Here is a 20,769-nt window from a genome sequence, read left to right as displayed (position 1 = left end):
TCTAGGACTCGATTGCGAGCCGGATGCCGAGCGCGATCAGCACGGCACCGGAGAACCGCTCCAGCCGGGTGCGGACCGTCGAGTCGCGCAGCCAGCCCACGATCCGCGTCAGCAGGGCGATCACCACCAGGTACCAGAGCGTGTCGATCACCACCCACAGCCCGGCCACCGCGACCAGCACCCAGCGCGCCGCGTCGGGGGAGACGAACTGCGGCAGGAACGAGATCGCGAACACGGCGACCTTCGGGTTGGCCAGGTTGACCAGCAGACCCGCGCGGAAACCGGACCCGGACGTCGGCGGCTCCGGCACGGCCGGGTCGTGTCTGCCGAGCAGCGCCTTCACCCCGAACCACAGCAGCACGGCGACCCCCACGACCCGCAGCGCCTGGTAGGCGACCTCGGAAGCCAGCAGCAGCACGGAAAGGCCGAGCGCGGCCGCGAGCGCCCACACGGCCACGCCGAGTTCCAGGCCCGCGACCGTCGCGACGGCCCCGCGCCGCCCGCCGCGGATCGACTGGCGCAGCAGCATCGCGGTGCCGACGCCCGGCACCATGGCCAGCACGATCGAGGCGAGCAGGAAGGCGAGGAACCCGGACCACGTCATCTGTGCATCGTGGGCCAGGGTCCGCGCGCCGCCAACCGATTTACTCCGCGAACGGGTCGCCGAACTCCGCCGGGTCCCATGACAGGCCGGGCCCGCCCCACTTGTTGGTCTTGAGCATTCGCTTGGCGTCCTTGTGGTTGCGGCCGACCAGACGGTTCAGGTAGAGCAGCCCGTCGAGGTGGTCGGCCTCGTGCTGCAGGCAGCGCGCGAAGAACCCGGTCCCCTCGACCTCGATCGGCGACCCGTCCAGGCCCTGCCCGGTCACCTTCGCCCAGCTCGCCCGGCCGGTCGGGAAAGTCTCGCCGGGCACCGACAGACAGCCTTCGTAGTCGTCGTCCGGGTCGGGCATGCCCTCGGGGACCTCGGAGGTGGTGAGCGTCGGGTTGATCACGACACCCCGATGCTGCACGCCGTCGTCGTCCGGGCAGTCGTAGACGAACACCCGCTGGTCGATCCCGATCTGGTTGGCCGCGAGACCCACGCCGTGCGCCGCCGCCATCGTCTCGAACATGTCCTCGACCAGCACTTTCAGCTCGTCGTCGAAGCGCTCGACCGGTTTCGTCGGGGTGTGCAGCACGGGGTCGCCGACGATGCGGATCGGGTGAACTGTCATACCGGCAGGGTAGAGATTGCAGCTGACGGACGCGCCGTGGACATGACGATCACTTCGGCGGGCGGCGTGATGTAATGGCGGTCGAGGATCACACCTGTGTGATTTCGGTGCGGGAGCACGGATTCGCCAGACCTTGAGGCGAGGAGCGAGATGGACGCCGCTGAGTTGCCTGCCGGGGCCGCCAAGCTCCCGGCGCGCGCGACGAGACCCGGCGGGCTCAGTGACCGCGAACGCGCCATGCTGGCCTTCGAGAAGCAGTGGTGGAAGTACGCGGGCGCCAAGGAGCAGGCCATTCGCGAGCTGTTCGAGATGTCCAGCACCCGGTACTACCAGGTGCTCAACGAGCTGATCGAGAAGTCCGAGGCCCTGGAGGCCGACCCCATGCTGGTCAAACGGCTGCGTCGGATGCGCGCGAGCAGGCAGCGCGCGCGCTCCGCCAAGCGGCTGGGAATGGACCCCCGATGACCACGGAACCGACCGGTCCCGTCCGCCCCGGCCGGATCGCGGGCCTCGCGCTGCTCGCGCTGGCCGCCGTCGCCACCGTGATCGGCGTCGTCACCCTGGTCGGCGGCAACGGCGACAGCGAGGCGGGCCAGACCACCCCTCCCGCCTCGTCGCCCGCCGCAACTTCTGCGTCGCCGCCGGGTTCATCGCCGGGTTCATCGTCCGTTTCGCCGCCCGCTTCGTCGAGTGTTTCGTCACCCGCTTCGTCGCCGACGACCACCCCCGCGCCCAGTGCCACCGAGACCCAGCCGCCCACCGGCGCGCCCGGCGGCGGACCGTCCACTCGCGACCAACCGGTCCGCGTCTACAACAACAGCACCCAGTCCGGCCTCGCCGCCCGCGTCACCACCGAACTGACCTCCCGCGGCTGGAAAGTCGTGGAGACCGGGAATTACTCGCAGGGCATCATCCCGACCACCACGGTCTACTACCGGCCGGGCACGGGCGAGGAAGCCGCCGCCCGCGACCTGGCCACGGAGTTCGGCATGCGGGTCGAGGAACGCTTCCAGGGCATCCAGGACTCCAGCGCGGGCCTGATCGTCATCGTCACCAACGACTACAAAGGCCCCCAGGGCAAGGAATAGGCCGGTTCGTCTGTCCACACCCGCCGAATCCATCCACAGCTTTCAGCGCCACCGACCATTTCCCTGCCCCACCGATAGACTGGAGCAGGGCAGTCCCCCCGAGGTGGGTGGGGGTTTTCCTTCTGGGCGTTGGACGAGAGCCCAGGGTGGTGAGCCGAGCGGCCGGTCGAGGCCTACGTGGTGCGGGACTTGGCGTACTCCGCCAAAGCGGCGAGTTGAGCCGGGTCCAGTGACGGCCGCACGTTCTCCCTGGCCGCCGCCAAGTGCGCCGCCGTCACCACGGCCGCGTCCAGCGACTCCCGCATGGCGGTGAGCGCGGCCTCGCGGATCAGGGCCGCGCAGTCCGCCGCCGAATAGCCTGCCAACGTCGCCGCGTACGTGGTCAAGTCGACGTCCGGGGCCAGGGGCGTGTTGCGGGCTTGCGCGATGAGAATCGCCGCGCGAGCGTCGGCGTCGGGTGGTGGGACGTAGATCAGCCGTTCGAGGCGGCCGGGGCGCAGTAGTGCCGGGTCGACCAGTTCCGGGCGGTTGGTCGCGCCCACCACGACCACATCGCGCAGTGGCTCGACGCCGTCGAGTTCGGTGAGCAGGGCGGCGACGACGCGGTCGGACACGCCCGAATCGGACGACTGGCCGCGGCGGGGCGCGAGGGCGTCGACCTCGTCCAGGAAGATCAGGGCGGGGGCGGCCTCGGCCGCACGGCGGAACAGTTCGCGGACGGCGCGCTCGGATTCGCCGACCCATTTGTCCATCAACTCGGCGCCCTTGACCGAGAGTACGTTGAGCTGCCCCGTGCCCGCCAGCGCCCGCACCAGGAATGTCTTGCCACCACCGGGCGGCCCGTAGAGCAGCACCCCGCGCGGCGGCGCGACGCCGAGGCGGGCGAACGAGTCCGGGTAGCGCAGCGGCCACAGCACGGCCTCGGTGAGCGCCTGCTTGGTCTGCACCATGTCGCCGACGTCGTCGAGTTGGATGCCGCCCGTGCGCAGGGTGTCGGACGCCGACATCGACGTGGGGCGGACCGTGTCCAGCGCGCCGAACAGGTCCGTGGACTCGATGCGCGGCTCGTCGGCGTCCTTGGCGCGCAGGGCCGCCCGGATCGCGGCCTCGCGGCGCAGCGCGATCAGGTCGGCGGCGACGAAACCCGGCGTGCGCTCGGCGAGCGCCCCATAGTCCACATCGGACTCGACGGGGACGTCGCGGAACAGGACGCGCAGCAGTTCGGTGCGGGTTTTGCCGTCGGGCAGCGGAAGGCTCAGCTCGCGGTCGATGAGGTCGACCCCGCGCATCCGGGGGTCGACCGCCTCCGGGTGCGCCGTCGTCGCGACCAGGGCGAGCCGCGGGATGCGGACGGCTACGCGCAGGGCGTCGAGCAGCACCGTGGCGACCGGCGGAGGTGTGGTCGCGGGCAGCATGGCGTCGACGTCGGTGATCAGCAGCACCGCCGCGCGGCCGTCGTCGGTGTGTGCGCGGGCCGCGTCGACGGCGGCGGTGAGCCTGCCCGCCGCCGCGTTCGCCTCCAGCACCGCCACCGTCGGACCGACCAACTCCACCACGGCCGCGTCCACCGAGTGCGCCACGGACCGCACCACGGTCGCCTTGCCAACGCCCTCCGGCCCGGTGATCAACGCGCCCAGCCGGGCCGCCGCACCCAGCTTCTCCAACAGTTCCGGGCGGGTGAAGGCCAACTCGAACCACTCGGCCAGGGTTCGGGCGGTCGCACCAGCACCGATGAGGTCGGTGAGCGGCGGCGCGGGCGCGGGCTCCGCCTCGACCACGATCGACGCGGGCACCGACTCCGCCGACTGCACCACGGGCGCGCCGCCGACCGGGATGGCCGCGCGCTCGCCCGTGCGCGGGCCGTCGCGCCAACCGACCACTGTGGACGGATGCACGGTGACCGCGCCCGCCGGGTCGCTGGCGGTGATGGTGAGCAGCTCGTTGGTCCAGGTCATCCCGATCGCGCGGGAGAGCTTGCCGCGCACGGCGGACACGTCCGCGCCGGGCGGCGGTGCCAGGTCCTGCGGTAGCAGCGACACCGCGTCGCCGGTGGTGAGGACCTTGCCGACCAGGGCCAGCCGCACCGTCTCCGGGGTCAACGAGGTCGCGGCGAGCCGGGAGCCCGCGACCGTCACCGACCGCGCGGGCTCGACGTCGACCGGGGTGACCACCACCTCGGCGCCCTCGGTGACCCCGATGTTGGACATCGTCACGTCGTCGAGCAGCACCACGCCGGTCGCGCCCGTCCGGTCGCCCTCGGCGGCCAGCGCCGCGCTTACCCGCGCCCCGGTGAGCCGCACCGCGTCCCACTGGCGCAGGCCGAGCGCGTCGAGCACCTCTGGATGCAGCCGCACCACCCCGCGCCGGGTATCGATGGCGGACGGGGACAACCGGGCCGTCAACGTGATCTGTGCTCCCACACAACGAGACTAGTGGTCACGCCCGTTAGCTATCGATCTTTCGCACCGCCCGGCCGCGGCTGGCTGCGGCGCAGACCGGTCCGCCGCCAGCTCCGCCCGCGCAGCGGCGCCGAGACCCTCGGTTCTGGCGGCAGCACCATCGGCAGCCCGTTCTGGTCGCCGTTGCGCATCGGGAGCCGGACCGCGCGACGGGCCGCGCCTGCCACCCGCCGCAGCGGGGGGCGCAGCCCGAGCCTGCGGCGCGAGCCGCGGGCCCGCCGGATCGCCCGGCGCTCCCTCGGCGGCACGTCCCACGCCTCCGGGTGGTTGGCCAGCCAGTGCTTGCGGCGCACCGCGTACGGGATGTGCAGCAGGTAGCCGACCAGGGCGGCGGCCAGCGCGACCATCGGGTAGGTGATCACGGCGGCGGCCAGCAGGCCGACGCCCACCAGCAGCGGCGCCACCGCGCGCGCGGGCACCCGCACCGTCTTGACCGACAGCGTCGGGATGCGGCTGATCAGCAGCGCGGCCACGGCCACCGTCCACAGCATCACCACCGGCTCGGTCTGCCACCAGCCGTCGCCGTACTCGATGGTCAGGATCATCGGCAGCAGCGCGAGCAGGCCGCCCGCGGGCGCGGGCACCCCGACGAAGAACTCCTTGGTGTACGGCGGCTGTTCGGTGTCGTCGAGCAGGGTGTTGAACCGGGCCAGACGCAGGATCATGCACACCGCGAAGATCAGCGCGACCACCCAGCCGACCCGGTCCCCGCCGAACTTCCAGGTGTAGAGCACCAGCGCGGGCGCCACGCCGAAGGAGATCGCGTCGGCCAGGGAATCCAGCTCGGCGCCCATCTTGCTGGTCGCGTCGAGCAGTCGGGCGATGCGGCCGTCGAGGCTGTCCAGGACGGCGGCCACCGCGATCGAGGCGATCGCCGCGGCGAACTGGCCCTTGAGGGTGAACTGCACCGCGGACAGCCCCGCGCACATGGCCAGCACGGTCAGCGCGTTGGGCAGCAGCCGGACACCCGGCGCGGTCGGTGCCACCGGTCAGCGCCCCGCGGTCAGCTCGGCCAGGACGGTCTCGCCGCCGATGGTCCGCTGGCCCGGCTCGACCAGCACCCGGCTGCCCGCCGGGACGTAAAGGTCGACCCGCGAGCCGAACCGGATCAGCCCGTAGGTGGCGCCCGCGGCGACCTTGTCGCCGTCGGCGACCTGGCAGATGATCCGGCGCGCCACCAGGCCCGCGATCTGCACCACGGCGAGGTCGTGGCCGTCGTCGGTGCGCAGATGCAGGCTGTTGCGCTCGTTGACCTCGCTGGCCGCGTCCAGGTCGGCGGAGAGGAACTGGCCCGGTTGGTGCACCGCGCGCACCACCTGGCCCGCGGCCGGGGCGCGCTGCACGTGCACGTCGAACACCGAGAGGAACACGCTGACCCGCAGCATCGGCTCGTCGCCCAGGCCGAGTTCGGCGGGCGGGGCGGCCTCGATGACGTGGGAGACGGTGCCGTCGGCGGGCGCCACGGCGATCCCGGGCCGCTGCGGGGTGACCCGCTTGGGCTCGCGGAAGAACCAGGCCAGCCAGGCCGTGAGCACCGCGCTGCCGACGCCCGCGCGGCGCGACAGTCTGCGCACGGCCAGCGTGGCGCCGATCGCGCCGAGCACGAACGGGCGTCCGCCGGGGTGGATCGGCGGGATGATGCTCTTGGTGAGTTCGACGGCGTGCTGGAGGGCGCCGGGCGACGGGGGCGGTGCGGCGGCGGTCATCTCGTGGGGGATTCCTCGCTTATGGGCCGATTTGCGCACACGCTACGCCAACGGCTTTCGCGGAAGGTGAGCTCCCACGGTGAGCTTCCACAGGTGGACTCGATGGAACTGAAGAAGGGGCATCCGATCGGCCCATGCGTCCCCCGACGACGCATGCGCCGATCGGATGCCCCTGGCGTGAAGCCCACTCAGTGTACGGGGGCGCCGGGCGCCGATCAATGGCTTCCCGTGAGCGGCCCACTACCCACGGTCGTCACATTTAGTCGAGCAGGATCAGTTCGACCTCGTCGCCCGCGCGCACCTGGCCCACCCCGTCGGGGATCTCGATCAGGCAGTTCGACGCGGCGAACGAGGCCAGCAGGTGCGACCCGGGCCCGCCGACCGGCATGACCTCGACCAGGCCCTCGTCGTGGCGGGCGCGGCGGTACTGGGTGCGGTTCGCCGGGGAGGCCATCGCGGTGGCGGACCTCGCGCGGGCGCGCGGGCGGCCGACCGCGGTATGACCGAGCGCGCCGAGCAGCGCGGGTCGTACGAACAGCTCGAAGGACAGCGCCGCGCTCACCGGGTTGCCGGGCAGCGTCACCACGGCGAGACCGCCCACCCGGCCGCGGCCCTGTGGCCCGCCCGGCTGCATCGTGACCCGCACGAACTCCACGCCGTGGCCGGTCAGGGCGTCCTTGACCACCTCGTACGCGCCCGCGCTGACCCCGCCGGAGGTGATCAACAGGTCGGCGTCGCCCGCGTGTTCGGCGATCGCGGCCCGGAACTGGTCCACGTCGTCGGGCACGAAGCGCAGCACCGTGGCCTCGCCGCCGACCTCGCGGACCGCGGCGGCCAGCAGCACGCTGTTGGACTCGTAGATGTGCCCCGGCGGCAACGGCTCACCGGCCGCGACCAGCTCGGACCCCGTCGACAGCACCAGCACCCTAGGCGGCCTGCGCACGGGCAGCGCGCCGACGCCCACCGCGGCGGCCAGGCCGAGTTGGGGCGGGCGCAGCACCGTGCCCGAGCGCAGCACGACCGTGCCCGCCACGACGTCCTCGCCGATCCGGCGCAGGTGCAGGCCCGCGGCCACCTCGGCGCGGATCGCCACCGTCTCCGTGCCGCCGTCGGTCAGTTCGACCTGCACGACGGCGTCGGCGCCCGGGGGCAGCGGGGCGCCGGTCATGATCCGGTGCGCCGTGCCGCGCGCGAGCGGGCGCACGTCGGTCCGGCCTGCCGGGATGTCGTCGGCCACCGGCAGCGTGACCGGCGAGTCGTCAGTCGCGCCCGCCACGTCGGCGGCGCGCACCGCGTAGCCGTCCATCGCGGAGTTGTCGAACGGCGGCAGCGACACGTCCGCCACCACGTCCGCGGCCAGCACCAGGCCGAGGCAGTCGGCCAGCGGTCGGGACTCGATCGGCAGCGGGGGGAGCAGCGCCGCGATCTCGGCCCGGTACTCCTCGGGGCTGAACGTGCGCTTCGAGGTGTTCGCCACGTCCTCATCCTGCCCTGTCGATCCTCGGACGACCGGGCGCCATGCCAGACTGCCAGGACGTGGCCGTCCGCGTCGGGAGGGGAACAGGAACCGTGCAGGTCCGCACACGGCACACGCCCGCGTTCGGGGTGGCACGGCTGCTCCTCGCGCCCGGCGAGGCGGTCCAGGCCGAGTACACCGCGATGCTGGCCACCAGCTACGGCGTGCAGGTCGACGCCAAGCGGGGCGGCGGCCGGTCCAGGTCGTGGCCCGCGCTGTTCACCGCGCCCGCCGAGGGCGGCTGGGTCGACGTGGCGCCCGCTCTCCCCGGCGAGGTCTACGCGCTCGACCTCGACGGCTCCGCGGGCTGGTGCGTGGCCAGGGGGAGCTGGCTCGCGGTGACCAGCACGCTGCGCTCGGAGCCGGGCTGGCCCGGATTCCACCCGCTCTTCGGCGCCGAGCACGGGTTTCTTGAGCACGTCTCCGGCGTCGGCACGGTCGTGCTGGCTTGCTGCGGCGCGCTCGACGTGGTCACCCTGGAGCCCGGCGAGGCGATCACCGTCGACCCCGCCCACCTGCTCGCCTATGGCGACAGCACCCAGTGCAGGCTGCGCGCGGTGAGCCAGTCCGCGCCCCAGTCCGTGCGCACCGGGGACGGTCTGATGCTCGACCTCGCGGGCCCTGGGACGCTGCTCACCCAGACCCGCGCGCCGCGGTCCATGGCGGCCTCGCTCGCGCGTTGACGTGCTCTCGCCGAACGGTCTTGCCGAACCGAACGCGGACGTCATCAGGCGGACGTTAGGCTCGCTACGTGTCGGAAGACCTCACCGGGCGTCGCCTAGGCCATTACCGCATCGATGGCGTGCTCGGCAAGGGCGGCATGAGCGTGATGTATCGCGCCACCGACATCCGGCTGGGCCGCAAGGTCGCCCTCAAGGTCATCGCCGAACACCTCACCGAGGACCCGGAGTTCCGCGAGCGTTTCGTCGACGAGGCGCGCAACACCTCCGCGATCGACCACGCGAACGTGGTGCCGCTCTATGACTTCGGCGAGGTCGACGGCCTGCTCTACATCGCCATGCGGCTGGTCGACGGCTCCGACATGGCCAGCCTGATCAAGGACGGCCCGCTCGCGCCGCAGCGCGCGCTCGGTCTGCTCGGCCAGGTCGCCGAGGCGCTGGACAACCTGCACGAGCGCGGCCTGGTCCACCTCGACGTCAAGCCGGCGAACGTGCTGGTCACCACGCGCGAGTCGGCAGGCGAGCACATCTACCTCGCCGACTTCGGCCTCACCCGGCGCGGCGCCACCGGCCACCGCACCCGCGGCGGGGACTTCCTCGGCTCGCCCACCTACGCCGCGCCGGAGCACCTGCGCGGCGAGCCGGTCGACGGTCGCACCGACGCGTACTCGCTGGCCTGCGTGCTGTTCGCCTGCCTCGCCGGGCGGCCGCCGTTCCAGGGCCAGGTGCCCGACGTCATCCAGGGCCACCTGAACCGGGACGTGCCCGCGCTGACCGACTACGTCGTGCTGCCCCCGGCCATCGACGACGTCGTGCGCCGCGGCATGGCCAAGACCCAGGCGCAGCGCTACGCGAGCTGCCGCGAACTCGTCGCCGCGGCCCGTCAGGCGCTCGCCGGCGTGCGGCAGCCCGCCAGCGTGCCCGCGCAGCGCGGTCCGGCGGGCACCATGCGCGCCCCCCAGCCCACCTACCAGCAGCCGCCGCCGTACCAGCCCCGGCCCCCGCAGCAGCCGATGGCGCAGCAGCCGATGTCGCAGGCCGACCCGGTGCGGCTGCGGCCACCCGCGCCCGCGGGCAGCACCGCGTTCGGCGCGGACCGCAACGGCGCCCGCTGGCTCGCGCCTGTCCTCGTCGGCCTCGTTGCGATAGGGCTCATCGTGGCCGCGATAGTGCTGTTCTCCTCGGCCAGCGACGACGGCGGAGGCGGCGGCACCAGCCCCACGCCGACGGCGCCGTCCATCCAGGTCGGCCCCGGCGAAGAGGGCGGCGCGTCCAGCGGCGCGCCGACGTCGACCACCCGGCGCAGTCTGCCCCCGTCGATCTCCCTGGCGCCGTCGAACTGACCTGCGTTTCTTGCACTCTCGGGGTCCGAGTGCTAAACACGACTTAGCACTCGGGGTAGCCGAGTGCCAATGAGGTCGGGACGGTGAGACCGGCGAACAGCCGGTCGTCCGTCGCGGGCACCGAGCCTGGCCACGCTACGTGTTTCCGTGTTTTTCATCAGACGGAGGACCACACCGCAATGGCCAAGTTGATCGCGTTTGACGAGGAAGCGCGTCGCGGTCTCGAGCGCGGACTGAACATCCTCGCCGACGCCGTCAAGGTGACGCTCGGCCCCAGGGGCCGCAACGTCGTGCTCGAAAAGAAGTGGGGCGCGCCGACGATCACCAATGACGGTGTCTCCATCGCGAAGGAGATCGAGCTCGAAGACCCGTGGGAGAGGATCGGGGCCGAGCTGGTCAAGGAGGTCGCGAAGAAGACCGACGACGTCGCGGGTGACGGCACCACCACCGCCACCGTGCTCGCCCAGGCCCTGGTTCGCGAGGGTCTGCGCAACGTCGCCGCGGGCGCCGACCCGATGGCGCTCAAGCGCGGCATCGAGCAGGCGGTCGAGGCCGTCATCGAGCAGCTCCACAAGTCCGCCAGGGAGGTCGAGACCAAGGAGCAGATCGCGGCCACCGCGTCCATCTCCGCGGGCGACACCACCATCGGCGCGCTCATCGCCGAGGCGCTGGACAAGGTGGGCAAGGAAGGCGTCATCACCGTCGAGGAGAGCAACGCGCTCGGCATGGAGCTTGAGCTCACCGAGGGCATGCGCTTCGACAAGGGCTACATCTCCGGTTACTTCGTGACCGACCCCGAGCGGCAGGAAGCGGTCCTTGAGGACCCGTACATCCTGCTGTACGGCTCCAAGATCGCCTCGGTCAAGGACCTGCTCCCGCTGCTGGAGAAGGTCATGCAGTCCGGCAAGCCGCTGCTGATCATCTCCGAGGACGTCGAGGGCGAGGCCCTGGCCACGCTGGTCGTCAACAAGATCCGCGGCACGTTCAAGTCGGTCGCCGTCAAGGCCCCCGGCTTCGGCGACCGCCGCAAGGCGATCCTGCAGGACATCGCCACCCTCACCGGTGGCCAGGTCATCAGCGAGGACGTCGGCCTCAAGCTGGAGAACGCCGACATCGCGTTGCTGGGCAAGGCACGCAAGGTCGTCGTCACCAAGGACGAGACCACCGTCGTCGAGGGTGCGGGTGACGCCGAGCAGATCCAGGGCCGGGTCAACCAGATCCGCGCCGAGATCGAGAAGTCGGACTCGGACTACGACCGCGAGAAGCTCCAGGAGCGGCTCGCCAAGCTCGCGGGCGGTGTCGCGGTCATCAAGGCCGGTGCCGCCACCGAGGTCGAGCTCAAGGAGCGCAAGCACCGCATCGAGGACGCGGTGCGCAACGCCAAGGCCGCCGTCGAAGAGGGCATCGTCGCCGGTGGCGGCGTGGCTCTGCTGCAGGCAGCCGAGGCCGCTTTCGCGGGCCTGAAGCTTGAGGGCGACGAGGCCACCGGTGCCAACATCGTCCGCGTCGCCGTCGAGGCGCCGCTCAAGCAGATCGCCATCAACGCGGGCCTTGAGGGCGGTGTCGTGGTGGAGAAGGTCAAGGGCCTTCCGCACGGCCACGGCCTCAACGCGGCCACCGGGGTCTACGAGGATCTGCTCGCCGCGGGCGTGCCGGACCCGACCAAGGTGACCCGCTCGGCACTGCAGAACGCCGCGTCGATCGCCGCGCTGTTCCTCACCACCGAGGCAGTCGTCGCCGACAAGCCCGAAAAGGCCGGAGCCGCCGCCGGCGGCGACCCGACCGGCGGCATGGACTTCTGATCCACGCCGTTTAGTCTCCACAGCCAGAAGGCCCGGCCCGCAGCACGCGGGTCGGGCCTTCTGGCTGGTTCCGGGGTTTGAACACCCGTCGGCGGTTTCAGCCCTGGGGTCGGGTCCTACGCGGGGGCGAACAGTTCCAGGGCGATGTTGTCCGGGTCGCGGAACTCGATCAAGTAGCCCGCGCCGACGTCCTTGACCGGTTCGTGCGCCACGCCGAGTTCGTCGAGCCGTGCCGCGGCCGCGTCCAGGTCGGCCCGGCTGGTCACGGTGAAGCTGAGGTGGTCGAGGCCGATCCGGTTCTCGTCGAACCGGTCGCCGGGTTCGGCCATCGGGCGCAGGCCGAACAGTCCGCCGGGAATCCGGTAGATCACGCCACCGAACAGGAACCAGAGTTGCTCGCGCTGCTCGTCGGTCGGGTCGGCGGGCAACTCGAAGGCGACGTCGAAGCCGAACACCGAGTCGTAGAAGGCCCTCGACCGCGCGATGTCGGTCACGGTGAGACGCACGTGGTGGTAGCCGGTCACTGGAATGCTCATGTCCGCATGTTTTCATCGACCCGCTGGTCACGCCGTCTCGAACAGCCGAAGTCACATCCGGGCCCTATTCGACCTTCGCGAACCACCCGCCGGGCTTGGGGGCGGGCAGGCCGGTCACCCGCGACATCGTGTGCTCCATCTGCTCGGTGACAATGGCGTTGACGGCCCGGAACGCCCAGTCGTCGGTCTCGCTGGAGAAGCGGTCGTCGCTGAACATGTCCGTGCTGGGCATGTAGAGCTCCATCCGGCGCAGTGCGCGGTCGTTCGGCCGGAAGTTCACGATTCGCTCGCGGAGCAGGGTGAACCAGCCTGCCGGGGCATCCTTGAACTCCGCGGTGAACACGTTCTGAGTCGGTTGCATCGTTTCGCTCCCTTGTCACAGTCCGCTGTCTTGCTCGGCCAAGCCCTGCTGGGCGATCTCGGCCATTTCCTGGGAGACGAGGAGATATACTTCGTCGATGAGCCCGGGCAGTGAGTCCTCGATGTCCTGGAGTATGTCGTTGCCCAGCATGTCGTTGTAGATGTTGCTGTTCAAGGTGTCCAGGTATTCGGCGAGTTCGGCGTCGGTCATCTTCGTGAAGGGCATTCCCCAGAGCGGGATGAAATCGGAGTCCAGGGCCGCGCTCTTGCCGTCGCCGTCGTATTCGGTCTGGTAGTCCGCACCCCATGCCTCGGTGAGCCGGGTGTTCACCTCGTCCGGCCAGCCGGTGCCGAAGATCTCCTCCAGCCTGCCCCGTTGATCACTGGTGACCCAGCCGAACGCGTCGCCGTCTTCCGCGGCGTCCTCGCCGGAGTCCGAGCCCGCCCTGGCCTCCGCGATGTTCTCGACCATCGTCGTGATCTGGGCGCTCACCACCTGGTGGGCTTCCTGCAGGTGACCGTCGATCAACTGGCGCAGGATGGCGTCGGCGTCCTTGCTCTCCCAGAGCGCCGGGTTCTGCTCCGGCCCGTTGCTGCGCACGTAGTCGGCCGCCGCGGCGTTCCCGGTCGAGTCGAGCTGGTTCGCCAGGTCGTCGACGATTTCTTGGAGCGACATCTACCTGTCCTTTCCGGCTAGGAGGAAAACCAGCTCGAAATTCGGTCCGAGAAGCTGCTCACCGAACTCTCGATGGAATCCCGGTAGTTGTCGAACGTCGACTCGACCGCGATCTGGACCATCGACTCGGTGCTGAAGTCCGCACCGCCGATGTCATAGTTCAAGCTCGGGTCATTGGCCTCAAGAAGACTCGCGAGGGCGAAGTAGCCGTTTTCGCGCAGGCCATTGGCTGCTTGCTGGGTGTAGTAATCGTCCTGAGGTTCCGACATGTCACAAGACGCTGCCGGCCAGGCCGCCCGCAGGCTAGGCGCCGTCAGATACCCGTTAGGGCAACCGTTTTTGCCTCAGCCGGGACCCGGCGTTGCCCACAACAGAACATGCCCTGAAGGAGTTCCTTCAGGGCATGTTCCCGCACAGTCCAGCGGTGGCTACTTCTCGTGCGGCGCGGTGTAGTCCTTGGCGTCAGCGGCCTCGAACAGCGGCTTCACGTACTTGAGGCCGCCCTCCGCCGAGGGGTCCGCCTGGGCGACATAGACCCGCCGCGTCGCCGGGGCGCCGGGCTTGGAGAAGTCCAGGTCCGCGACCAGGTCGTCGGTCTTGGCCGACGTCGTCTGCTTCAGGGCCGCCGCGATGCCGTCGCGGGTCAGATCCTTGTTCTCGCACGCCTTCCTCAGCACCGAGCCCCACACCTCGCCGACCGCGTAGCCGTAGGGGACACCGGCGTTGGCCGTCTCCTTGTAGGTCGCCTTGTACTTCATGGCGACCTCCTTCGCCTTGGGCAGGTCGGCGGAGAACGGGACGCTGCTGGCGACGACGAACAGCTTGTCCAGCGCGCTCGCGGCCGGGCTCTTGAGCAGGGCCGGGTCGAACACCGGGTTGTTGCCCAGGATCGGGACGTTCAGGCCGAGCGCCTTGTTCGCCGCCGCCGCCGAGCCGGTCTGGGTGGGCGTGGTGGTGAGCAGGATGGCCTTGACGCCGTCGCCCTTGAGGCCGGTGACGATGTTGGTCAGGTCGTTGTCGGTCGAGGTGACCTTGACTTCCTTCACCGTCATCTTGTGCTTCTCCGCGTAGTACTTCGACCCGCGCAGACCGTTCTTGCCGTACTCGCCGTCGATGTAGATGTGCCCGACGGTGTCGCCGTCCTTGAGCATGCCCTGCTCCTGCAGGTAGGACAGGCCATCGATCATCTCGACGTCGTAGGTGGTGCCGACGATCATGACGAACGAGTTGTCCAGCAGCTCCGACGACCACGACGCGGGCGCCGCGACGACCTTGTCCGAGGACAGGTTCTGCTTCAGCGCCGCCACCACGGGCGAGCCGAGCATCTGCACGAAGCCGAGGATCTTCGGCTCGATCTGCGGGTAGAGGGTCTTCGCGGTGTCGGCCTTGTAGCCGTGGTCGACGGTCTCCAGCTTGACCTTGCGCCCGCAGACGCCACCCTTGTCGTTGAAGTCCTTGGCCCACAGCTCGTTGCCCTGGGTGATGCCCAGCCCGAGGGTCTTGAACACGCCGGTCTTGTCGGTCATCGCACCAAGGGTGATCTCGGTGTCGGTCACGCCGATGCCGGTCTTGACGCCCGCGGAGTCCGGCCCGGACGAGCCGGTGTCGGCGGCCTTGGTGCTGCACGCGGACAGGACAAGCACTGTGGAAAGCGTCGCACTCGCGGCCAGGCGCGTCGATCTGCGCGTCATGACTGTTCCTCCTGGGAAGATGATCTGGAATCGCCGCGGCGGTTGGCACCGCCACCGAGCCTGCCCGTGATCCGCCGGCCGATCGCCGCCAGACCCCCGGGTTCGAACAGCACGACGAGGATGATCGCCGCCCCGTACACGAACGAGCTGATCAGGATGGGGGTCAGCGCCCCGCCGCCGGTCTCGGTGAACCAGCCGTACTCGGCCGAGTACAGCGCGAGCGCCTGCGGCAGGCCGTTGACGATGAGCGCGCCCACCACCGCGCCGGGAACCGAGCCGAGCCCGCCGATGATCACCATGGCGAGGAACGCGATGGACACGTTGATGCCGTAGGTGCCGTACTCGCTCTCGTCGGGCTTGAGGATGTCGAACCACAGCGCGGTCATCACGCCCGCGAGGCCCGCGTAGGCCGACGACACGGCGAACGCGCCCGCCTTGACCCTGGTGACGCTGACGCCCATCGCGGTGGCGGCGGCCTCGTTGTCGCGCACCGCGCGCCACGACCGCCCCACCCGGCCGCGGATCGCGCCGCGGGCGAGCAGGAACGCGATCGCGGTCAGCACCAGGAACAGGTACCAGGTGCGCTCCGCCTGCCGGATCGGCACGCCGAGCAGCTCGATCTCGGGGCCGCCGTTGGTGAACGGGAATCCGAACAGCTCGAACGGCGCGGGGGTGCGCCCGGTGGACGTGCCGCCGGTCAGCGTCTCCGCGGACTGTCCCAAGTAGAGTCCGAGGAACACCAGCGCCAGCGACGCCACGCCGAGGTAGATCCCGCGCAGCCGACCGGCGACGGGGGCGAACGCAAGCCCCAGCAGCGCGGCCAGCAGCACCGCGCCGACCATCGACAGTCCCGGGTCCAGGCCGAGGCCGAACACCCGCTCGTCGTCGGTCGCCCCGGCGAGGACGCTGTAGCCGGTGGCGCCGACCAGCAGGAAGAACGCGTGCGCCAGCGAAAGCTGGCCTGCCTGGCCGACGAGCAGGGTGAGCCCGATCGCGCCCACGCCGCCGATCATCATGTACTGGCCCGCCTTGAGCCACGCCGTGTCCAGGTACAGCGGCAGCATGGCGAGCACGACGAGCAGCGCCACCCACGCGCCGCGGCGGACCCAGCGGCCCGGTCCGCGCACGTCGACGGTGGGCCGTGGCGGGGCGGCCGGTGGCGCGGCCGGGGCTTTCGTCACGGTGTCAGACACGTGTGCTCTCCCTTGTCCCGAACAACCCGGACGGCCGCACCACGAGCACGACCAGCATCACCAGGAAGACCGCGCTCTTGGAGAAGTCGAAGGAGATGTACTCCGCGGACAGCGCCTCGGCCAGGCCGACGACGAGTCCGCCGACCACCGCGCCCGCGGTGGAGTCGAGCCCGCCCAGGATCGCGGCGGGGAAGGCGGCCAGCGCGATCGAGTGCGTGCCGCGCGAGAGGCCCGCGCCGGAGAAGTCCTGGGTCGCGATGAACAGCACCGCGACGCCCGCCAGCGCGCCTGCCACCAGCCACGCCGTCGCGGTCACCCGGGACGACCGGATGCCCATCAGCGCCGCCGCTTCCCGGTTCTCGGCCTGCGCGCGCATCGCGACGCCCCAGTTCGAGTACCGGAAGGCCAGGAAGAACGCGGTGATCAGCACCGTGCTGACGCCCAGCGCCACCAGGTGCGTGCGGAACAGGGTGATCGCGCCGACCTGGATCGGCTGCGCGTCCCAGGTCTCGCCGAGGAACGGCAGCGTGACGCCGAGTCGGCGCACCACTTCCTCGGTGATGATCACATCGAGCCCGATGGTGAGCAGCGCCAGGCTGTTCGCGTCCGCCAGGCGCGACCGCGACAGCAGCAGCCGCTCCATCGCCAGGGCCAGCACGCCCGCGCTGACGATGCCGACCAGCGCCGCGCCCGCCCAGCCCAGCGCGTCCCGGGTGACCACCACGATGTAGCCGCCGAACAGGACCATCGAGCCGTGCGCGAAGTTCACCACCTCGGTGGCCTTGAAGATGATCACGAAGCCCAGGGCGAGCAGCGCGAACACCGCGCCCTTGCCCAGGCCGTTGACCACTAGCTGCAGGAAGGTGTTCACGCCGTGGCCTCCGTGCCCAGGTAGGCCCGGACGACGTCCGGGTCGGACTGCACCTGGGCCGCGGTGCCGTCGGCGATCCGTTTGCCGAAGTCGAGCACGGTGACCCGGTCGGCGATGCCCATCACCAGGCTCATGTCGTGTTCCACCAGCAGGATCGAGATGCCCAGCGCGGTGCGCAGGTCGCCGATGGTGGCCGCCATCTCGGCGGTCTCGGCGGCGTTCATGCCCGCCGCGGGCTCGTCGAGCAGCAGCAGCGACGGTTCCACCGCGAGCGCGCGGGCCATGTCGACCCGCTTGGTCGCGCCGTAGGGGAGCGCGGCGACCGGGACGTGCAGCACGTCGCCGATGCCGAGGAACGCGCAGATCTCCGCGGCCCGCTCGGCGTGCCTGCGCTCCTCGCGGACCGTCCACGGCAGGCGCAGCCCGCCGGTGATGAAGCCGCCCTTGGTCAGCGCGTGCCTGCCCAGCATCACGTTGTCGAGCACGGTGGAGTGCGCGGACAGCGCGGTGTTCTGGAACGCGCGGCCGACGCCGATCTTGGCCAGCTTGTGCGCGCGCAGCTTGGTCAACTCGGTCTCGCCGAACATCACCCGGCCCGACGTCGCCCGGTAGACCCCGCTGATCACGTTGAAGCAGCTCGACTTCCCGGCTCCGTTCGGGCCGATGAGCGCGTGCACGGTGCCGGGGACCACGGTGAACGACACGTCGTCGAGGGCGCGGATGCCGCCGAAGGTGAGGGTGACGTTCTCCACCCGCAGCTCGGCGAGGTCCGCGCGCGTCTGGGTCGCGGTCATCCGGCCCACCTCGACAGCTCGCGCACGCCCGCCCGGTGCTGCCGCGCGTCGCGCGCCTCGGCCTCGGCGGTCGCGTCGGACTCGGCGTGTCCGCCCAGGTAGAGCCGCTGGACGTCGTCGCTGGCGGACAGGTCGGCCGCGGTGCCCTGTAGCGCGATCCGGCCGACCTCCAGCACGGCGGCGTGGTCGGCCACCCGCAGCGCCATCACCGCGTTCTGCTCGACCAGCACCACGGCGGTGCCCTGGTCGTGGATCTCGCGGATGATCTCGCCGATCCGGGCGATGACCTTGGGCGCGAGGCCCAGCGACGGCTCGTCGAGCAGCAGCAGCCGCGGCGCGGACATCAGTGCCCGGCCGATGGCCAGCATCTGCTGCTCACCGCCCGACAGCAGGCCCGCGCGCTGCTTGGCGCGCTCGGCGAGGACGGGGAACAGCTCGTGCACCCGCTTGCGGGCCGCGGTCCGCGCCTCGGCGGTGCGGGCGCCGATGCCGCCCGCCCGCAGGTTGTCCTCCACGCTCATCCTGGCGAACACCTGCCTGCCCTCGGGCACCCCGACCACGCCGAGGTGCACGATGGCCGCCGGGTCGAGCCGGTCGATGCGCTTGCCGTCGAACTCGACCGAGCCCGCCAGGACCGACCCGCGGTGCAGCCGCAGCGTGCCGGAGATAGCGCGCAGCAGCGTCGACTTGCCCGCGCCGTTGCTGCCGAGGACGGCGAGGACACCATCGGCGGGGACTTCGAGATCGACGCCGTGCAGAGCGGCCACGGAGCGCCCGTAGCGCACCTGGAGGTTGCGCACGTTCAGCAACCTGGCCTCCTTGCTGTTGGTGACTTGGGTCACTGGGGCCGTTAACGTGGGCGCAATCGTGGTGCCGACTCTGCGGATTTGTCACCCCCATGTGGAGAGGTAGGGGGCAAATCGTGCTGCGCCCGTGACTGGCATGGTGGCAAACCACACGACTGTCCGATCGGGAATGGTCCGCCAGTACCTTGCGATCAGAGGAGTCCGGCCTCACTCGCCTTGCCGATCGCCTCGACCCGATTGCGGGCCCCGAGCTTGTGCAGCGCGGATTGCAGGTAGGTCTTGACCGTGTTGCGGGTCAGCCCGGTCGACTCGGCGATCTCGGGATTGGTCTGGCCCTGCGCGGCCAGTCGCAGCACCTCGTACTCGCGCCGGGTGAGCCCGCTGCGGGCGAGCGCGGCCGAGCGGGCGTCCGCGCTCGGCATGATCCGCGGATCGATCACCCGCTCGCCGCGTAGCACCCGGCGCAGGGCGGACACCAGGTCGGTGCCCGCGACGTCTTTGAGCAGGCAGCCGTCCGCGCCCGCGTCGAGCGCGGCCTGCAGGCCCTGGTGGTCGCTGTGCGCGGTGAACACCACGATCCGCGTCGGCGGGTGCACCTTGCGCAACTCGGTGATCACCTCCGGGGCCAGCATGTCCGGCAGCCGCAGGTCGAGCAGCACCAGGTCGGGCCGCAGTTCGCCGACCATGCAGATCGCCGCGCGGCCCGACTCCGCCGCGCCGACCAGCTTGAGCGCCGGGTCCGACCGCAGCAACAGCGTCACCCCGTCCCGGACGACCGGGTGGTCGTCCACGACCAGCACGTTCACCGTCATATCGGGTCGCGCTTCTCGACGTCCGGCAGCCAGGCCCGCAGGGTGGTCCCGCCGTCGTCGTCGCGCACCAGGCTCACCCGGCCACCGAGGCGCGCCGCCCGCTCGGCGAGCGCCCGCACACCCATGCCCGAGCCGACCGGCGCTTCGTCCGACGCGGTCGGCACGCCGTCGTCGGCCACGACCACCTGGACGCCGTCGTTGCTCGCGCTCAGGCTCACCACCACGGTGTACGCGCGGGTGTGTTTCTCCACGTTGAGCAGGCCCTCGCGGACCACCGACACCAGCAGCGCGTTGCGCTCGACATCGAGTGGGCGCAGCGACCCGAGCTGCACGAACCGCGCGGTCACGCCGCTGCGTGCCTCGAACGAGCGGCAGTGCTCGGCCAGTTCGACCGGCAGTGCCCGCTCCGGCGTGGACTCCGACAGCGCCAGCAGCGACTCGCGCAGCGCGCTGGACGCGGCCGAGACGTCCCGCTCCAGCCGGTGCAGCCGCTCGGCGAGGCCGGGGTTGTCGCTGATCGACGTGTGCAGGTCGCGGACCTGGGCGCCGATGGAGAACAGCATCGCGCCGACCGAGTCGTGCAGCGCGGCCTGCATCCGCTGTCGCTCACCGGAAACCGCTCTGTCCTTTGTGGAGTCGGCGAGGGTGGCCAGGTGTAGCGCGCGGGCCGCCTGCGCGGCGACGTTCTCCAGCCGCTGGACGGCGTCGTCGCCGAAGTCGGCCGATTCGCGCAGCGCGGCGTAGGCCACCGCGACGATCCGCGAGCCGGTCGGGTCGATGATCGGCACCGCCATCAGCGCGGACAGGCCCTCGCCGCGCACCTGTTGGTCGAACTGGTGGGTGATCGTCGGCGCGGTGACGTAGTCGCTGACCCGCACCGGCTTGCCGAGCGCCACCACCTGCCCGCCGACCCCCTGGCCGAGCGGCACCGCGAGGTTCTGCAGCGAGTCGGTCCGGTTGCCCGCGAGCCAGCGGATCACCGCGACGTCCGGGGTCTCCAGGTCGGCGACGAACCCGGCGTGCACGCCGACCACGTCCCGGATGAGCCGGGCCGTGCCGTTGAGCGCGACCACCCGGTCGAGCACGGTCAGCAGGCCCTCGCGTTCGTGCAGGAGCGCGTCGAGGACATTCTCCTGATCGCTCACCCGCTCCGCGGCGCCACGGTCCCTGACCGACATGCGGCCCACCATGACACACCGTGGCCTGCCCGTATATCCCC

Annotated in this window: 22 protein-coding genes; 5 read left to right on the top strand and 17 right to left on the bottom strand. The window is 71.0% G+C overall.

Going from position 1 to position 20,769, the window contains the following annotated elements; genetic code table 11:
- Position 1: 1 nt before the first annotated feature.
- Positions 2-604: a LysE family translocator gene (locus ACT4N7_RS00630; protein ID WP_444826536.1), complete on the bottom strand. Its 603-nt coding sequence runs from the start codon at positions 602-604 to the stop codon at positions 2-4.
- 40 nt (positions 605-644) lie between these two features.
- Positions 645-1,217, bottom strand: a complete 573-nt coding sequence (locus ACT4N7_RS00625; protein ID WP_444826535.1) for a peptide deformylase — start codon at positions 1,215-1,217, stop codon at positions 645-647.
- Positions 1,218-1,367: 150 nt separating this feature from the next.
- Between ACT4N7_RS00625 and ACT4N7_RS00620 the strand changes: the two genes are divergently transcribed.
- Both ACT4N7_RS00620 and ACT4N7_RS00615 read left to right on the top strand, forming a co-directional pair.
- Complete coding sequence (locus ACT4N7_RS00620) at positions 1,368-1,682, top strand: DUF3263 domain-containing protein (protein WP_444826534.1); 315 nt, start codon at positions 1,368-1,370, stop codon at positions 1,680-1,682.
- Entirely contained in the window at positions 1,679-2,305 is a 627-nt protein-coding gene (locus ACT4N7_RS00615) for a LytR C-terminal domain-containing protein (protein WP_444826533.1), read from the top strand. Before ACT4N7_RS00620 ends, ACT4N7_RS00615 begins: the two co-directional genes overlap by 4 nt.
- A 173-nt stretch (positions 2,306-2,478) precedes the next feature.
- Here ACT4N7_RS00615 and ACT4N7_RS00610 read toward each other — a convergent pair whose 3' ends face one another.
- The 4 genes from ACT4N7_RS00610 to moeA all read right to left on the bottom strand — a co-directional run bounded on the left by ACT4N7_RS00610 (position 2,479) and on the right by moeA (position 7,947).
- The gene (locus ACT4N7_RS00610; RefSeq protein WP_444826532.1) at positions 2,479-4,725 is read right to left on the bottom strand and encodes an AAA family ATPase; all 2,247 of its coding nucleotides are present in this window, start codon (positions 4,723-4,725) and stop codon (positions 2,479-2,481) included.
- A 29-nt stretch (positions 4,726-4,754) separates the two neighbouring features.
- Positions 4,755-5,693 carry a CDP-diacylglycerol--serine O-phosphatidyltransferase gene (gene pssA / locus ACT4N7_RS00605; RefSeq protein ID WP_444826668.1) on the bottom strand — a complete coding sequence of 313 codons (939 nt, stop codon included), beginning with the start codon at positions 5,691-5,693 and terminating at the stop codon, positions 4,755-4,757.
- A gap of 60 nt (positions 5,694-5,753) precedes the next feature.
- Positions 5,754-6,470, bottom strand: coding sequence for a phosphatidylserine decarboxylase (locus ACT4N7_RS00600; protein ID WP_444826531.1), 717 nt, complete (start codon positions 6,468-6,470; stop codon positions 5,754-5,756).
- A 259-nt stretch (positions 6,471-6,729) separates the two neighbouring features.
- On the bottom strand, positions 6,730-7,947 hold the full coding sequence (moeA, locus tag ACT4N7_RS00595; protein ID WP_444826530.1) for a molybdopterin molybdotransferase MoeA: 1,218 nt from the start codon (positions 7,945-7,947) through the stop codon (positions 6,730-6,732).
- A gap of 92 nt (positions 7,948-8,039) precedes the next feature.
- Between moeA and ACT4N7_RS00590 the strand changes: the two genes are divergently transcribed.
- From ACT4N7_RS00590 to groL, 3 genes are all read left to right on the top strand, one after another.
- Positions 8,040-8,669: an AIM24 family protein gene (locus ACT4N7_RS00590; RefSeq protein ID WP_444826529.1), complete on the top strand. Its 630-nt coding sequence runs from the start codon at positions 8,040-8,042 to the stop codon at positions 8,667-8,669.
- Between the two features lie 68 nt (positions 8,670-8,737).
- On the top strand, positions 8,738-10,009 hold the full coding sequence (locus ACT4N7_RS00585; RefSeq protein ID WP_444826528.1) for a serine/threonine-protein kinase: 1,272 nt from the start codon (positions 8,738-8,740) through the stop codon (positions 10,007-10,009).
- 179 nt (positions 10,010-10,188) lie between these two features.
- Positions 10,189-11,811 (top strand): chaperonin GroEL, encoded by a 1,623-nt coding sequence (gene groL / locus ACT4N7_RS00580; protein WP_444826527.1) that lies wholly within the window; start codon positions 10,189-10,191, stop codon positions 11,809-11,811.
- A gap of 116 nt (positions 11,812-11,927) precedes the next feature.
- Here the strand turns inward: groL and ACT4N7_RS00575 are convergent, their stop codons facing one another.
- The 11 genes from ACT4N7_RS00575 to ACT4N7_RS00525 form a co-directional block, all read right to left on the bottom strand.
- Entirely contained in the window at positions 11,928-12,347 is a 420-nt protein-coding gene (locus tag ACT4N7_RS00575; protein WP_444826526.1) for a VOC family protein, read from the bottom strand.
- Positions 12,348-12,411: 64 nt separating this feature from the next.
- The gene (locus ACT4N7_RS00570) at positions 12,412-12,708 is read right to left on the bottom strand and encodes a hypothetical protein (protein ID WP_444826525.1); all 297 of its coding nucleotides are present in this window, start codon (positions 12,706-12,708) and stop codon (positions 12,412-12,414) included.
- A gap of 15 nt (positions 12,709-12,723) precedes the next feature.
- A complete protein-coding gene (locus ACT4N7_RS00565; RefSeq protein ID WP_444826524.1) occupies positions 12,724-13,383 on the bottom strand; it encodes a hypothetical protein in 660 nt (219 codons plus the stop codon).
- Between the two features lie 17 nt (positions 13,384-13,400).
- Positions 13,401-13,652, bottom strand: coding sequence for a hypothetical protein (locus ACT4N7_RS00560; RefSeq protein WP_444826523.1), 252 nt, complete (start codon positions 13,650-13,652; stop codon positions 13,401-13,403).
- A 159-nt stretch (positions 13,653-13,811) separates the two neighbouring features.
- Positions 13,812-15,074, bottom strand: coding sequence for an ABC transporter substrate-binding protein (locus ACT4N7_RS00555; protein WP_444826522.1), 1,263 nt, complete (start codon positions 15,072-15,074; stop codon positions 13,812-13,814).
- Positions 15,071-16,267, bottom strand: a complete 1,197-nt coding sequence (locus ACT4N7_RS00550; protein WP_444826521.1) for a branched-chain amino acid ABC transporter permease — start codon at positions 16,265-16,267, stop codon at positions 15,071-15,073. Before ACT4N7_RS00550 ends, ACT4N7_RS00555 begins: the two co-directional genes overlap by 4 nt.
- Positions 16,260-17,138, bottom strand: a complete 879-nt coding sequence (locus tag ACT4N7_RS00545; protein WP_444826520.1) for a branched-chain amino acid ABC transporter permease — start codon at positions 17,136-17,138, stop codon at positions 16,260-16,262. The genes ACT4N7_RS00550 and ACT4N7_RS00545 overlap by 8 nt, the downstream gene beginning before the upstream one ends.
- A complete protein-coding gene (locus tag ACT4N7_RS00540; RefSeq protein WP_444826519.1) occupies positions 17,135-17,932 on the bottom strand; it encodes an ABC transporter ATP-binding protein in 798 nt (265 codons plus the stop codon). The genes ACT4N7_RS00545 and ACT4N7_RS00540 overlap by 4 nt, the downstream gene beginning before the upstream one ends.
- A complete protein-coding gene (locus tag ACT4N7_RS00535) occupies positions 17,929-18,741 on the bottom strand; it encodes an ABC transporter ATP-binding protein (protein WP_444826667.1) in 813 nt (270 codons plus the stop codon). Before ACT4N7_RS00535 ends, ACT4N7_RS00540 begins: the two co-directional genes overlap by 4 nt.
- A gap of 188 nt (positions 18,742-18,929) precedes the next feature.
- Positions 18,930-19,550: a response regulator gene (locus ACT4N7_RS00530; protein WP_444826518.1), complete on the bottom strand. Its 621-nt coding sequence runs from the start codon at positions 19,548-19,550 to the stop codon at positions 18,930-18,932.
- Complete coding sequence (locus tag ACT4N7_RS00525; RefSeq protein WP_444826517.1) at positions 19,547-20,728, bottom strand: GAF domain-containing protein; 1,182 nt, start codon at positions 20,726-20,728, stop codon at positions 19,547-19,549. Before ACT4N7_RS00525 ends, ACT4N7_RS00530 begins: the two co-directional genes overlap by 4 nt.
- Positions 20,729-20,769 lie beyond the last annotated feature (41 nt).

Source organism: Actinokineospora sp. (genome assembly GCF_052390155.1).
GTDB lineage: Bacteria > Actinomycetota > Actinomycetes > Mycobacteriales > Pseudonocardiaceae > Actinokineospora.
Note: the sequence above shows the minus strand (reverse complement) of the source record. Positions and strands in the feature narration are given on the sequence as shown.

Coding starts and splice junctions, on each gene's coding strand:
- ACT4N7_RS00630 (WP_444826536.1), bottom strand. CDS start 604: ATGACGTGGTCCGGGTTCCTCGCCTTCCTGCTCGCCTCGATCGTGCTG.
- ACT4N7_RS00625 (WP_444826535.1), bottom strand. CDS start 1,217: ATGACAGTTCACCCGATCCGCATCGTCGGCGACCCCGTGCTGCACACC.
- ACT4N7_RS00620 (WP_444826534.1), top strand. CDS start 1,368: ATGGACGCCGCTGAGTTGCCTGCCGGGGCCGCCAAGCTCCCGGCGCGC.
- ACT4N7_RS00615 (WP_444826533.1), top strand. CDS start 1,679: ATGACCACGGAACCGACCGGTCCCGTCCGCCCCGGCCGGATCGCGGGC.
- pssA (WP_444826668.1), bottom strand. CDS start 5,693: ATGTGCGCGGGGCTGTCCGCGGTGCAGTTCACCCTCAAGGGCCAGTTC.
- ACT4N7_RS00600 (WP_444826531.1), bottom strand. CDS start 6,470: ATGACCGCCGCCGCACCGCCCCCGTCGCCCGGCGCCCTCCAGCACGCC.
- groL (WP_444826527.1), top strand. CDS start 10,189: ATGGCCAAGTTGATCGCGTTTGACGAGGAAGCGCGTCGCGGTCTCGAG.
- ACT4N7_RS00575 (WP_444826526.1), bottom strand. CDS start 12,347: ATGAGCATTCCAGTGACCGGCTACCACCACGTGCGTCTCACCGTGACC.
- ACT4N7_RS00570 (WP_444826525.1), bottom strand. CDS start 12,708: ATGCAACCGACTCAGAACGTGTTCACCGCGGAGTTCAAGGATGCCCCG.
- ACT4N7_RS00565 (WP_444826524.1), bottom strand. CDS start 13,383: ATGTCGCTCCAAGAAATCGTCGACGACCTGGCGAACCAGCTCGACTCG.
- ACT4N7_RS00560 (WP_444826523.1), bottom strand. CDS start 13,652: ATGTCGGAACCTCAGGACGATTACTACACCCAGCAAGCAGCCAATGGC.
- ACT4N7_RS00555 (WP_444826522.1), bottom strand. CDS start 15,074: ATGACGCGCAGATCGACGCGCCTGGCCGCGAGTGCGACGCTTTCCACA.
- ACT4N7_RS00540 (WP_444826519.1), bottom strand. CDS start 17,932: ATGACCGCGACCCAGACGCGCGCGGACCTCGCCGAGCTGCGGGTGGAG.
- ACT4N7_RS00530 (WP_444826518.1), bottom strand. CDS start 19,550: ATGACGGTGAACGTGCTGGTCGTGGACGACCACCCGGTCGTCCGGGAC.
- ACT4N7_RS00525 (WP_444826517.1), bottom strand. CDS start 20,728: ATGTCGGTCAGGGACCGTGGCGCCGCGGAGCGGGTGAGCGATCAGGAG.